Genomic DNA, 13,136 nt, shown 5'->3' with positions numbered 1-13,136 from the left:
TTGGAATACTCCTGCGGCTCGAACCATTGGCGTCGGCCGAGCCTGAGGAGCCTCGACGCGCCAGCATTCCCTGCTATTGAAACGACGCGTGCGGATTTATTTTCTATTTGTCGCATGGATTCAAGCTCCGCGCCGTTCGGGGTGAAAAAATGACAAGTTGGCGCGCGCCTTGTCCGCGCCGCAACTTTTCAACTGGAAGATTCCCTTGAGCGCGGCGACGTGAGGTAATATTGAAAAGGAAAGTTTTTTCAATAAGGGATAGCTCGTTGTCGTGCTTGCCCAGAATTTCATTGCCATGATGAAAAAATGCTGACAGAGAATGTCGAGAACCTTTTGCCGGTAGCCGCGCCTGCGCGGGAGCCATCACAATCGCGGGACGCCCACGACCCACGATTCCAATCCATGTATGGACAACTGCGCTCCATGGCGCGCGCGCGTTTGCGCCGTCATGAGACCTTCACGCTGCTGGACACGACGGCATTGGTCCACGAATCCTTTTTGCGCCTCGCCCGCGCTGGCGGCGTGCGCAGCTCGGAGGAGCCGGCCTTCTTGGCTTACGCGAGCCATGTGATGCGCAGCGTGATCGTCGACACGGCCCGCGCGCGCCTCGCTGAGAGTCGCGGCGGCGATGTGGAGGTGGTGCCCCTCGACGACGAGATCGCCGATGCCTTATCCGACGAGCCGGCCGCCGCTGTGGCGCAAGTGCATCAAGCCTTACAGGCCCTGGAGGCCAGCGACCCGCGACTGAGCCAGGTGGTATCCCTCTGCTATTTCGCGGGCATGACGGAGCAGGAGTCCGCGATCTGCCTGGGAGTGAGCGAGCGCACGATCAGGCGCGACGCCGAGCGCGCCCGGTTGTTGTTGCGCGCGTTGTTGGCCTGAGTATTCGCATGCGCCTAGAGCCCGAGCAATTGGCGTGCTTCGCTCGCCTCACCGACGAATGGATGGATGTTCCTGTGGATGCGCGGGCGCGCTGGCTGTCGGAAAGGCGGCGCGATCATCCTGGCCTGGCCCAAGCGCTGTTGGCGATGAGCGTCGAATCCTCCCATGATGGAGCGACAGGCGCCGACCCGCTCAGCTTGCCGAGGTTGGGCGATATTGCTTTTTCCGATGCGGATGAGCCTCGCGCGGGCGACCTTGTGGGGCCTTACCGATTGCTATCGCTGCTGGGACGAGGCGGCATGGGCTCGGTGTGGCTCGCCGAGCAGATCGATGGCCGATTAACCCGCCGGCTCGCTTTGAAGCTGCCATTGCCTGGCTTGGCCCAAGGGGATTGGCGGCGCCGCTTCGAGCGCGAGCGAGACATCTTGGCGGGGCTGGATCATCCCGGCATCGCGAAGCTGTTCGATGCCGGCGTGTCGGCGGATGGGCAGCCATATCTAGCCATGCAGTATGTGGCCGGAGAGTCGTTGATCCAATATGCCAAACGCCATAGCCTAAGCTTGTCTGAGCGTGCGGGTCTGTTCACCGAGCTGCTCGACGCGGTCCAACACGCGCACGCCGCGCTGGTGGTGCACCGGGATCTCAAACCGAGCAACATCCTTGTGGACGAGCAGGGCCGCGTGATGCTGCTGGACTTCGGCATCGCCAAGCTTCTTGGCGACCGCGAAGCGCGCCCTGTCAGCGACTTGACGGAGTTCGCGGCCCCGGCCCTGACGCTCGATTATGCGTCGCCAGAGCAGATCATGGGAGCCGCCATCGGCACGGGAACCGACATCTACTCCCTTGGCGTCGTGCTCTACGAGTTGCTCGCAGGTCAGCGCCCCTACCGACTCCGAAGGGTAAGCCGAGCGGAAGTGGAGCAGGCGGTGTTGGAGCAGGAGTTGGCGCCGCTAAGCGCCCGCGTTACGCAGGATCACGCCAAGTCCATGGGGCTAAGCGCGCGGGCCTTGGCGCGGCAGTTGCGAGGAGACTTGGATGCCATCGCGCTCAAGGCGTTGCGAAAGGCAAGCGAGCAGCGCTACGCGACGGCGCAGGCCTTCGCCGAGGATCTGCATCGCTGGATGCGCAAGGAGCCTGTGAGCGCGCAACCTGATGCCCTGGGTTATCGGGCGCGGCGGATGCTGGCGCGGAATTGGCAATTGATTGTGATTGGCGCGACGGTGAGCGCTGCGCTCCTAACTGCCACCGTCGTCGCCCTTGCGCAAGCGCGCGATGCCAGGCACGCCACTGAGCTAGCTCGTCATCAAGCGCGTCAAGCCGAGGTCGTGACAGGCTTCATGCAGGATCTGTTCGTCAATAATAGTGTCAAACAGGTCGACCCGGAGGCGGCCCGCAAGCGCACGGCCGAGCAGCTCATGGACGATGCGGCCTCGCGCATTGGCGTTGGCCTGGCGGACGCGCCTGAGCAGCAGATCGCGCTTCTGCACAAGTTGGCGGACACCTACAATGAAATGCGTTTGCCTGACCGGGCGATAGTCCTTGCGCGGCAGGCGGCCGACTTGGCCGCGCGCGTCTATGGCCCGGACGATCTGAGGACTAAATTCGCGCAAGCGAAATGGATGTTGGTGTCCGCGACTGGCGGACACGGCGAAGCGTTTGACGCGCAGTTGCAGCCCCTGTTAAAGAGTCTGCCGCTTCTGGCCGCGTCGCCTCGCGACGACGATCGCCAATTGGCGCTGGATCTATGCAATGCCCTGATGAATCGTGAGTTTGAGATGCGCGCCGAATCCGCGCTCAGCTATGCCGAATTGATGGACCGGATATTGCCGGGTGTGGCCAAGCGAGATAGCGCATTAGGACATCATCACATGATGGGCGTCGTCTATCTTCAAAATCTGCGACTGGCGGACGCCGCCCGCCATTTCGACATCGCTCGGAGCTTGCAGGCCGCTCAGGGCGTCGCCGCTGGCGATGGAGATTCATACCCAACATGGCGCGGACGGTTGCAAGAGCTATTGGGGCGCTATGCCGAGGCGGAGTCTCTGATGCGGAAGGGCTACGCGATGGAGCGCCGTAACGATGCGGGCGGAAGTCGCGTAAGCGATTGGTGCTTGGCCAACTACGCGCGGTTTCTTGTCGACACGGGGAGGGCGGCAGAGGGGTTGGCCCTGATAGAAACTGGTGGACCTCTCGCCAACGCTGGCATCCGTTCTCAACTTCCAACGTCGATTCGCTCTCAATTGGCGCAGGCTCACGCCCTGGCGCGACTTGGGCGCGGCGAGGAAGCGCTGGCGAGAGCCGAAAAGGTCGAACGAATGCTTGCGGAGCAGGAGCAGGAGGCCACAAGGCCGCCCTTGCCGGTGGTGATGGAGGCATTGCTCGTTTTAGGGCGCGTAGACCAAGCCATGGCCAAGCTGGACCGGGAAGAGCCGCGCTTGGCGAAGGGCCGCTCCTCGATAGTGGCGCGCGCGCTGAGCGAATACCGGATACGCGGCTTGATCGCATTAGGAAAATCGCGCGAAGCTCGTGAATACCTTGAGAGCCGCCGGACGATATTGTCGCCACCTGGCGGCGGCCCGGCTGAGCAAGCGCGGCTAGCATGGCTGGAAGGCGGTGTGGCCTTGAAGGAAGGACATCCCGGCGAGGCGCGCCGAGTGCTCAATGAAGGCTTGCTGCGCGTGGCGCAGGCTGGGCCTGATGCTCAAATCTATCTGCGCGAATGGCTGGCGCGCCTGCAAGACCGCATGGGCGATGCGTCGCTGGCGTTGGACGATGCTGCTGGCGCGCGCTTGGCCTTTGAGGCGGCGATGCAATCCTACGAGAAAGTCGTCGATCCACAATACAGCATGGCCTTCGGGCGAGTCGCCCGGCAATTGGCCGACCTAGCGCGGCAACGCGGCGATTCCTCCTCCGCGCGGCGCCTGCAATCGCAGGCCGACGCCATCGCCGCGCGACATCCGCATCAACAAGGTTGGGGCGCCTAAGCCCGAATATTTGGTGCCGGTGGGGTTTGTCCTCGCCGATTCCGCTTCAAATACTTTCCATTAAGCATCTCCTGCCATCTCGCCGGATTGCCGCCGCGCCTGAACAACGCGGAGCATCGGAGATAGCCCACGCGTTCCGCACCCGCGCAGCTAGTCGCGGCAGATCCAGCCACCATGATTGACAGGCAAGGGCGCGCATCCCTTTAGTCCGCCAGCGCTCGCGCAGATCAATTCTTCCTCGATAACGCATCTCTCGCAATTTGTTTGGCCGGATTTTGGCGCGCGCTCCGTCCTAACTGAGGAAGGGAGGCGATTCGCGCCGAATGGGCGGCGAGTCGGCGCGGCATAGCTTGGCTTGGCGAAATATAAAAGTGAAAGAGCCGTCGATCTATGGTTCGCGACGATTGGTCGGAGATGGGTGATGTCCTTAGGGTTTAAAAGTTAATGGCCGGTCGGATCGTGAAGGCCATTTCTGGCTGGATGCTGATGTCGCGAGGAAAAATAAAGTTCATGGAAATCTCATCCAAAGCCCAAGGGGCTGTCCCGCTCGAAGGGCTGTATGGCTTCGTGCGGTCTCATCTAGTGATCGTCAACGCGGTGGCGGCCGCGTCGATCACCATCGTCGGCGTGCTGGATTTCCTCGCGCCGACGCTATCGGTGCTGCCGAAGGTCATCTACTCAGCGACCGCTTTTCTCGTCGGGCTGATGCTGATATCAGCCTTTGCGCCCGGGCTGGCGATGCGCCTGATATCAACCTTGGGCCTCGCCGCCCGGTATCCGTCGGCGGGCCCTCTATGGCGCCGGCCAGCGTGGCAGATTGCCTTTGCGATGCTGCTTGGCGTCACAGTCCTAGGGTTTATATCGGTGGCGAAGGCGAGCCAAGGCGGCGTGATCGCGAGCGCGTTTCCATCAGCTCGCAACTTTCAAGAGGCTTTGCTCTCGATGCGAGAGGACGTGGCGGGCATCAAGAGCGGCGTGGGCCAGGCCAACGAAAAGCTCGACAAGCTGGCGTCCGTGGTCGACCCATCCAACGCGGCCGATCGCTGCGCCGATCTCGGATGCGCGATATCGAACGGCGCGAGTCCGGAGGCTGTGCGACGCCTGTTCACCAAAGGCGCCCAGTTGCCGGGAAGTCCGGTGGCTGATGGCGCTTTGCTGATCGAGGCGGCGTTGTCGCCCAGCGAGAGCAGATTCGAGATTTTGGATCTGTTGGCGCAAAAGGGAATCGACCGCGACTTGATGCTTCTGCCGATACTAAACGATCGGAGCAACCTAACAAGCAAGGAGCCCGCGCGGCCATGGAGGTCCAAGACGCGGCCAACTTGGCCGCGAATCCAGCGGCGTTCATCTACGCGCCCACGGGCAACAAAGGTTTGGACACGTGGAACGCGGTGGTCGGATGCTTCAAGCGGACTTCCGCAGGAGTTTCACTTATCGAACTGGCGTCCCTATTAGGCGACTCGGATTTGGTCGCGCGTTTGCGCGCGCGCGGGGCGGCGTTTCCCTCTCGTCCGCTTTCATGTAGTTGGCGTGTTGCTGGCAAGTCTGGATTTGCTCGCATCCGCTTCGATCCTGCGACTGGGAAATACATGGGCGTGTCGACGAGCTGATATTGAAGCGCGGGGCGCCCTGTTGTGAGCGGAATTGTCTGGGCATGTGATCGATTGGCGGCAAACCCGCGATCTTAAATTTGATGGGGGATATGCGATGAGTTGTCTGCAAGCGCGAAGTGAAGTCGTTCGGCAATCTGGCGTCGACGTCCATTCGCAATTTTTTCATTGGGAATCCAACACCGGTTTGGCCTTGAATGCGAAAGCGAAAACAGTGACGGTCGCAGCCGGTCCGAACCTTAGAACCTACACCTTTGACGATATATGCGAATGGGCCAGCCGCTCCGCGAAGACCAGCGAGGTGGTTCGAAGCAGTGCTGGCTCGGCTGGCGTGTGCACGGCGGTAGCCGGCGAGGCCGGATTGGTTGTCTCCGTCAAAGACCGCGAGTATCCGACATGGCGCATCGCCATGCACGACAGGGTGAAAAGAGAGCAGTGGTTTGAAATTTTGTCGTTGGTTTTTGTCGCAGGCGATGCCGTCCGCGCGCAACCAAGGAATGCCATATCGATTTTGTAGAGACCGCGCCGTTTTGACTTGCTACTGGGACTTGCAATGAAAGAGTCCTCCAACGGCGATTGGCTGGGCGTGCGACGCGTCGGCCGGCCATCAATCAATTCAAACAAAGGAAAAACATGAGTATTTCGAGTTCCACTATTCGCGCAAGCATCGTCATATTCTTGACGGCGCTTGCCGCAGGCTGCGCGAATCAACCCAGCGGGCCAATGGTCCATGACTCAATTCAAGGCGCCATCAATGTGATCGGCGCGAGTCTAGGGGGAAAGCCAAATGGCTCCCCGCTCGGGACGCCGTCTGAATCCTCGTTCAAGGACATCCTCGTCGCCGAGCCAGGCTCGCAATGGCCCCGCGTGGCATTGAACATCACCGCGTTACCGCCTACGGCATACAAAAGCATGATCATGACCTGGGGAACCAGCATCCCTCAGGATGCCTGCATGCGGCTGTCCGCTGTGGTTTGGTCGAGCATGAAGAAATCGCGGACCATTCCCGAGGAAACCTTCTGCGTGAGTCAAATGCGGCCGACAAATATCAACTCCACGGGCGAAATTCTAGCTTGGGGCAGCTTCGAGGACCGGATGAGTCGGATGCCAAATACCGGGCACGCGCGAACCAATGGCCCTGTGCCGCCGGCAAAATTATTTCCAGAGGGCGGCGACTACAAAAGTTTCTACAACTCTCAGGCGAGCGGAGCTTTCGGGGTGCTGATACGGCTTATGGGCTATGACTTGTCAATGGAAGGTGTCAAGGATCGCAGGCTCTGGGTGGTCAGCGCGCCGACCGAGGCTGAAATTTACGCGGGTCAAAAAATTCTTCGTTAGGCGCGCGTTCGGATGCGCTCATCAATCAAGTTATCGATGGCTTCGATTGCTTATCGCGCGTCCGACTCCTTCCGCAGTGAACTGCTCCGCCTCGATCGCGGGCACAAGATACAGGAGACACGTATGAAAGCATGGGGATCCGCTGCGGTGGTTTGGGCGGCCGTATGGCTGGCACTGGGTTGGCGGGAAGCGGTCGGCGGTGGATGGCTGGGTCTTGCGCCCCTGGCTTTCGCGCCGATGGTTGTGTGGGCCTTGGCCTGGTCGAAGCGTCGGGTGGTCATAGGGCTCCGCGCGATTGATGTCGAGGCTTTGGTGTGGGAGCAGTCAGGGGCCGAGCCCCCGCGTTGATCTACGCGAGGAAATGACGACGCGGCCGCGTCACACGAAGATTGGGGCATTTCAAAAATGGCGACAGGGTTGCGTGCAATTCATAGGAATGTCTGGTTAGTGAACTAGGCGCCGTCTGCAAAGCGATCGCTCTCGGTCGCGAACAGTGAAAACAAAGGAGGCTTTGTATGTTGGTTCGGGCTCTATTGGGGTGGATTTTTATTTGCGGGGGCTTGATGGCGGTGTTTGGCAGCCATCCAGGCGGGGGAGTGATTTGCGTTGCGGTTGGCGTCGCGCTGCACGCTTTCAACATTCAGTCGGCTAAGCGTCGGCGGGCAAGCCTCGCTGCCATCCACTCGGCCATGCTGAATGCTGCTGGCGTCGCGCCCAACTCAGGCTGTGATCACGCCGAACAAGACAGCGGCATCGCGGTCAATATTCGAGCTCGGACGTTGACGCTGCTGTCCAAGGGGAAATGGAAGACCTATCCGTTCTCGGATATCCGGCAATGGGCCACAAATAAATCCACGGCGGGTGAGCAAATAGTCGTCGGCGGAGGGGCGTTGGGATTTGCCGCGATGGCAGGCGCCGCCAGCGCGAACGCAGCGGCAGCTGAAAGAGCGGAAATGGCGAGCGGCTTTTTTGTCACGGTCAGGGATATCGAAAATCCCAAATGGCGAGTCGCGATGCGGAGCCTTGCGACACAGGATCGATGGATGGAGATTCTCACGCAGGCGATCAACGAGGATGCCCATCGGGAATTTTCGTCGTCGGCGCAGCGTTCGCGCTGAGGACAGCGCTCGAGCTCATGAGTCCCAGCGGAACCACTTATAAGCGGCTGTCATTAAAAGGGAGCAGCGATGCTTTTTCTGTCGATGGGCTGGCGACTGCCAACCCGAATGGGAAAATCCGAGAGCGAAGCCCGGAGCATCGAAGCATGGGCACGCCGGCATGCGGAGATGTTGGATGCAGGCGGCGTAGCCTCTGGCCGAGGGTTGGATCATTCCGAGGATGGCACTGGCATAGCCCTCAATCCGAAAGAGCGGCTTGTTTTGCTCCTGGCCGACGGCGCCTACAAATCCTACGACTATGAGGACGTGCTTGATTGGAGGGATCGAGAGGCGCGGGCAGAGATGCTCGCAGGCGGCGGCCTATCGGCAGCATGGGTGAACGAGTCGGCGAGCGCTGTCGTCGCTGATTGCGCGGACGAGCTGAGCAGCCTGTTCGTGAGCGTGCGCGATCGCGAAATCCCGATGTGGCGCATTTCGATGCGGGACAAGATGGACCGCGAACGCTGGATGGAGATCCTTCGCGAACAGATCAACAACGGCTCGGCGCCAACCGGAGCTGAGCGGGCGACAGAAATAGAGCGCCACAAACACTTCAATGAAAAAGGAACCTGATATGAACCCAAATGCCATGCGCTCGACCTGCGCGACAATCCTGCTCTTCATTTTGGCTGGATGCAGTTCAAGTCCTAGCGAAGCGGACATGCGCGCCGCGCTAATCAAGCAGGCGGAGGCTACTGGCGTTAGCCAGCTGGCTCCAAACTATAAGGAGGCCATTGGAAAAACGAAGCTCGTCGGTTGCTCCAAGGCCGATGCTGGCGGCTACAAGTGCGACATTTCTAACGCGACCGGCGGGGTGGTGAGCGCGCGGTTTGTGAAAGCCGATGGCGCGTGGGCGGTGGTGGCCGAGCGGTGACCTTGAGTCTTTCGCGGCGTTAAGTCTCCATGCCGGGGTGACCGCAGTCCATCGTCGTAGCGCTCGATCGCCGGCTTGGCAGTTTTGCATCGCGATTTTTGGATAGATTGGCGCGGCGCGGTTTGCTGCGGTGGCATTGCGTGACGAAGTAGCGCCTGTATTTGCCATGTTCTTGGAGGTTGAAAAAATGCTGTGGTTGATTCGATTGCTTTGGTTAGCTCGCTTCGCGTGGGGATGCTATTTCACCCACTATGTCTGGGTTGGCGGCCCGCTTATCGCCAGCCTCGGGCGCATGGACCGGATGTCTGCGTGGTCGTTCATTGTGCTATTCGGCTGGGGACCAATGTTATTTCCGCTCAATCTGAGCAAAGTCGTCAGGGCGGCGTGGGGATGGGGGGTGTCGATCTTGTTGCCTAATGGCTTTGCCGCGCTCTACGCCATGACCGGCGTCTTAGCGCCTCCTCTTCTGTATTGGCTGCTGCTGCCGACCGTGGCTTGGGGGCCTCTGTTGTTTCCTTGGCTGGTTCGCGCGCGTCGATTTTTGGTTTTTTGGGCGGGGCCTTCCGCGCTCAGGGATGAAGCCGGCCGCAAAGCTGACTGGACATTTTCTGACGACGGCTTGGAGATTGCCGTCGACTTGGCGCGTCGGGAGTTCCGCTTTCGGGCTCGGCTCGCAAGGTGGCGCGACGGGGGCGGCGAATGGCATGTGTCTTCGGTTCAGATGACGCGTCCGCTATTGGAATGCTCGCTACGGTGCGAGGCCGCCACAAGAGCAGTCTACCGCCCAACAGGATTCCAGGGGCGCGGGATGACCCCTGACGGGCAGCCAGTGACCATGTTTGTGGAGACAGGAGGATCCATGTCGAGCGTGCGGACGGGACGCTACATTCTAAGTGTTGAGCACCGCGAGTCAACATGGAGAATAATTGGCGAAACGGTGTCGCGGCGGCATGATGGATCGCTTTCATATGTGGGATCGCTCCGCAAGGATGCTTCCGACCTTGCGAAATCGAAGTTGTCGATTGAAATGGCGGACTTGCCCAAGCGAGTGGGGGAGCGGTTATTGAAATCTTGGAATAGCAAGGCTGTCCCAAAAATCGCGAAGCTTGAAAATGCGGCGGAGGTGGAGTTCCTTGCCGAGAGCCGGGCTGTCGCGGAGGACTCCTTCCTGCGCGACGAGCGCGCGGCGCGCGAGCGGTGGGCGTTTGCTAAGGAGTCGGCGCGCCGGCAGATCGATGAGCTTCGCGCCAAGGCCGAGGTGGGCTCGGAGTTCGTCGACATCTCCCACAGTCGTGATGGCGTGGTGGCATGGGCGATCGCGGCCGACCGTGAGGGGCGGGCCGCGATCATGGGTGGAGCTGAGAGCTGGTCAGGCTCTTTGGCCGCCGCGAGCGCGCGGGCGTCGGTGGAGTTGGCCGAGAAGGGCGTGAGTGGTCGCCCTGACGTCTTCAAGCTGCTTGTAGAGTTGGACGATCCCAAGTTCGAGCGCGAGCGCTTGGCCAAGCGCCGGTTCGAAATCATGCGAGGACAAGCGCGTGAGAAGCTTGTGGAATGGGCGGATCGCATTCAGATCCTTGGCGCGCAGTCTCCGCCCCCATCTCAAGCAAGGGCGCTGGTTGAGAGAGAGCCAAATGGAAGCGCCGCCGTCTAAGCGCGACTGCTGGATTTTTTTGCGCGTTCGCGCGATCGAGATGGAGGTTTTGCCGCCGGAGCCGCCGGGCTCAAAGACTCCGCGCTGAGAAGCGCTCGCGGATTTTTTATCAGCGATGAAGGCTGTCTATCGGTCCTTATCGCTGTGAATAAGTGGTCGTCTTTCGCTGTTGTTTTGCGTTGGAATCTGACCCGCCATTTGCATCGAATTATGACCCACCTATGGGTTGAAAAAAAATGGTCAAGCCGATGCTAAGTTGTTTCCCGTCTCCTTTCCGATTATCTGAGTTGAGCTGTTTTTAAAACGATAGCTGTCGTTCCCGGTTTCGATTATATGGCAATGATGGGTGAGCCGATCAAGCAGGGCTGTCGTCATTTTCGCGTCGCCGAATACTGAGCCCCATTCCGAGAAGCCCAGGTTGGTCGTGATGATGATGCTGGTGCGCTCATAAAGCTTGCTGATCAAATGGAAAAGCAGAGCTCCGCCGGTCTGGCTGAATGGCAGATATCCCAGCTCGTCCAAAATCACCAGGTCGGTGTAGAGCAGCCGCATCGCGAGATGGCCCGCATTGCCTTGCTGCTTTTCCTGCTCCAACATATTCACTAGCTCCACCGTGGAGAAGTAGCGCACTCGGCAGTTGTGTTGTTCGATCGCCTGCGTGCCCAGCGCCGTCGCCAGGTGAGTCTTCCCCGTTCCAGGCCCACCGACCAGCACCACGTTGTGGGCCGCCTCCATGAAATCGCCTCGATGGAGCTGGCGGACCAGCGACTCGTCCACCTCGCTGCAACCGAAGTCGAAGCCGTTCAAGTCCCTGTAAGCGGGGAACTTCGCGACTTTCATCTGGTAGGCCAGCGACCGGACCTCCCGCTCGGCCGTCTCCGCTTTGAGCAGCCCGGCCAGGACCGGCAACGCCGCTTGGTAGGCTGGCGAGTCCTGGCCGGCGAGGTCCTCCAACGCTTGCGCCATTCCGCGCAGCTTCAACGATTTGAACATGTGTTGCATGGCTTCATGCTGCATTTTTATCTATCCTTTTTCTAAGTTGGTCATAGCGCCCGATGTCGGCCATGGGCTCGATCTCCAGGGCGAGGGCTTGGGGCGCGTCGATGCGCGGCGGCGGAGCCGTGTCCAGAAGGCGGCTCAGGATGTTCAAGATGATTTGCTTGGACGGGGCGCCGCCGTCCAGAGCCTGCTTGACGGCTTCGAGCACCTTGGCCTCATCGTGAAACATCACCAGGGCAAGGATGTCGACCATCTCCCGATCGCCGCCTGGGCGCTTCATCAGGATGGCCTGCAAGCGCTTGAACTCGTCGGGGAACTCATGGAATGGCGCGCCGTTGCGCAACGCGCCTGGCTTGCGTTGCAAGACCGCCAGGTAGTGCCGCCAATTGAAGATGGTGCGTCCTGGCCCGTGGTCGCGCGTGATGTCCCGCTCATGCTCGGCGACGACTTTGCCCTCGGCGACGAAGACGAGCTTGTCGGCGTAGACCCGCAGGCTGATCGGCCGATTGGCGAAGGAGGCCGGCACGCTGTATCGATTGCGCTCATGCGTGACCAGGCAAGTGGGCGACACGCGCTTCGGATGCTCCACAAAGCCATCGAACGGCTTCCCGTAGGGCATGAGGTGCGGTTTCTCTGCCTGCCAGGCCTCCCAGACGCTGATATCAGCTTCGGGATGCTTCGCGTCCCGCCACAGCCTTTCGCATTCGGCCCCTAGCCACACGTTCAGCTCGTCCAGGGAACCGAAGGGCTGGATTTTCTGCCAGATGCGGTGGCGGCTGTCGCGGACGTTCTTCTCGACTTGGCCCTTTTCCCAGCCGGAGGCCGGATTGCAGAACTCCGCGTCGAACAGATAGTGGCTGACCATCGCCTCGAACCGGGCGTTGACATCGCGGTCCTTGCCGCTTCTGACCTTGTCCACGGCCGTCTTCATGTTGTCGTAGATTCCCCGGCGCGGAACGCCGCCAAACGCATGGAAGGCATGCGCGTGGGCGTCGAACAGCATCTCGTGCGTTTGCAGCAGGTAGGCGCGCAGGTAGAACGCCCGGCTGTTGCTAAGCTTGAAATGCGCGACTTGCAGCTTGGTGCGCTCGCCGCCGATGACGGCCCAGTCCTCGCTCCAATCGAACTGGAAGGCCTCGCCTGGCGCGAAGGACAGCGGAACATATGTTCGTTTGCGCGCTGAATTGACCCACTCCGTTTGACCCTCCCTCCATTGCCTGGCGAACGCCGCCACGCGATCGTAAGACCCCCCGAATCCCAATTCCAATAGATCCTCGTGGAGCTGTTTAAGGCTGCGCCGCTGCTTGCGTGATTTGGCCGCCTCGGTCTTGAGCCAGCCTGAGAGCTGGAAGGCGTATGGGTCGATCGCGCTGGCCGATTGGCGCTCCGCATAGGCGGGCTCGGTCGTTTCCGAACGCAGGTAGCGCCGGACGGTGTTGCGCGAGATGCCGAGGCGCTTGGCGATTTCCCTCAAAGGGACCTGGTCGCGAAGATGCCAGCGTCTGATTATTCCTAGTAATGCCACGTCGATCACTCCGATCCCCCTACTCATCAAGATAAGTAGGATTGTGTGCTAAACGTGGGTCAATTTTCGATGCAAATTATGCGGCTAAGTGGGTCAGTTTTCGGTGCAAATCAACA

At 60.4% G+C, this 13,136-nt stretch carries 12 protein-coding genes; 9 read left to right on the top strand and 3 right to left on the bottom strand.

Features of this window, described 5'->3' with window-relative positions; all coding sequences use genetic code 11:
* Positions 1-120: 120 nt before the first annotated feature.
* Positions 121-297: a hypothetical protein gene (locus Q0S71_RS04615; protein WP_295991979.1), complete on the bottom strand. Its 177-nt coding sequence runs from the start codon at positions 295-297 to the stop codon at positions 121-123.
* 9 nt (positions 298-306) lie between these two features.
* Between Q0S71_RS04615 and Q0S71_RS04610 the strand changes: the two genes are divergently transcribed.
* The 9 genes from Q0S71_RS04610 (at position 307) to Q0S71_RS04570 (ending at position 10,496) form a co-directional block, all read left to right on the top strand.
* Complete coding sequence (locus Q0S71_RS04610; protein WP_295991977.1) at positions 307-882, top strand: ECF-type sigma factor; 576 nt, start codon at positions 307-309, stop codon at positions 880-882.
* An 8-nt stretch (positions 883-890) separates the two neighbouring features.
* Positions 891-3,866, top strand: coding sequence for a serine/threonine-protein kinase (locus Q0S71_RS04605; RefSeq protein WP_295991974.1), 2,976 nt, complete (start codon positions 891-893; stop codon positions 3,864-3,866).
* Positions 3,867-4,325: 459 nt separating this feature from the next.
* Positions 4,326-5,321, top strand: coding sequence for a hypothetical protein (locus tag Q0S71_RS04600; RefSeq protein WP_295991972.1), 996 nt, complete (start codon positions 4,326-4,328; stop codon positions 5,319-5,321).
* Between the two features lie 252 nt (positions 5,322-5,573).
* Entirely contained in the window at positions 5,574-5,993 is a 420-nt protein-coding gene (locus tag Q0S71_RS04595; protein WP_295991969.1) for a DUF4755 domain-containing protein, read from the top strand.
* Between the two features lie 116 nt (positions 5,994-6,109).
* The gene (locus tag Q0S71_RS04590) at positions 6,110-6,814 is read left to right on the top strand and encodes a hypothetical protein (RefSeq protein ID WP_295991967.1); all 705 of its coding nucleotides are present in this window, start codon (positions 6,110-6,112) and stop codon (positions 6,812-6,814) included.
* A gap of 515 nt (positions 6,815-7,329) precedes the next feature.
* Entirely contained in the window at positions 7,330-7,932 is a 603-nt protein-coding gene (locus Q0S71_RS04585) for a DUF4755 domain-containing protein (protein WP_295991966.1), read from the top strand.
* A gap of 69 nt (positions 7,933-8,001) precedes the next feature.
* Entirely contained in the window at positions 8,002-8,544 is a 543-nt protein-coding gene (locus Q0S71_RS04580) for a DUF4755 domain-containing protein (protein WP_295991963.1), read from the top strand.
* Between the two features lies 1 nt (position 8,545).
* Positions 8,546-8,845 carry a hypothetical protein gene (locus Q0S71_RS04575; RefSeq protein ID WP_295991960.1) on the top strand — a complete coding sequence of 100 codons (300 nt, stop codon included), beginning with the start codon at positions 8,546-8,548 and terminating at the stop codon, positions 8,843-8,845.
* A gap of 187 nt (positions 8,846-9,032) precedes the next feature.
* A complete protein-coding gene (locus tag Q0S71_RS04570) occupies positions 9,033-10,496 on the top strand; it encodes a hypothetical protein (protein WP_295991957.1) in 1,464 nt (487 codons plus the stop codon).
* Between the two features lie 240 nt (positions 10,497-10,736).
* On the opposite strand, the gene istB is transcribed toward Q0S71_RS04570, so the two are convergent.
* Together istB and istA are read right to left on the bottom strand one after the other, a co-directional pair.
* A complete protein-coding gene (istB, locus tag Q0S71_RS04565; RefSeq protein WP_295991956.1) occupies positions 10,737-11,513 on the bottom strand; it encodes an IS21-like element helper ATPase IstB in 777 nt (258 codons plus the stop codon).
* Positions 11,503-13,029 carry an IS21 family transposase gene (gene istA / locus Q0S71_RS04560; RefSeq protein WP_295991953.1) on the bottom strand — a complete coding sequence of 509 codons (1,527 nt, stop codon included), beginning with the start codon at positions 13,027-13,029 and terminating at the stop codon, positions 11,503-11,505. The genes istB and istA overlap by 11 nt, the downstream gene beginning before the upstream one ends.
* Positions 13,030-13,136: the final 107 nt, after the last annotated feature.

The organism is Rugamonas sp. (genome assembly GCF_025354735.1).
GTDB lineage: Bacteria > Pseudomonadota > Gammaproteobacteria > Burkholderiales > Burkholderiaceae_D > Rugamonas.
The sequence above is the reverse complement of the archived record's forward strand: the minus strand, read 5'-3'. Positions and strand labels throughout refer to the sequence as shown.

Coding starts and splice junctions, on each gene's coding strand:
- Q0S71_RS04615 (WP_295991979.1), bottom strand. CDS start 297: ATGGCAATGAAATTCTGGGCAAGCACGACAACGAGCTATCCCTTATTG.
- Q0S71_RS04610 (WP_295991977.1), top strand. CDS start 307: ATGCTGACAGAGAATGTCGAGAACCTTTTGCCGGTAGCCGCGCCTGCG.
- Q0S71_RS04605 (WP_295991974.1), top strand. CDS start 891: ATGCGCCTAGAGCCCGAGCAATTGGCGTGCTTCGCTCGCCTCACCGAC.
- Q0S71_RS04595 (WP_295991969.1), top strand. CDS start 5,574: ATGAGTTGTCTGCAAGCGCGAAGTGAAGTCGTTCGGCAATCTGGCGTC.
- Q0S71_RS04590 (WP_295991967.1), top strand. CDS start 6,110: ATGAGTATTTCGAGTTCCACTATTCGCGCAAGCATCGTCATATTCTTG.
- Q0S71_RS04585 (WP_295991966.1), top strand. CDS start 7,330: ATGTTGGTTCGGGCTCTATTGGGGTGGATTTTTATTTGCGGGGGCTTG.
- Q0S71_RS04580 (WP_295991963.1), top strand. CDS start 8,002: ATGCTTTTTCTGTCGATGGGCTGGCGACTGCCAACCCGAATGGGAAAA.
- Q0S71_RS04575 (WP_295991960.1), top strand. CDS start 8,546: ATGAACCCAAATGCCATGCGCTCGACCTGCGCGACAATCCTGCTCTTC.
- Q0S71_RS04570 (WP_295991957.1), top strand. CDS start 9,033: ATGCTGTGGTTGATTCGATTGCTTTGGTTAGCTCGCTTCGCGTGGGGA.
- istB (WP_295991956.1), bottom strand. CDS start 11,513: ATGCAGCATGAAGCCATGCAACACATGTTCAAATCGTTGAAGCTGCGC.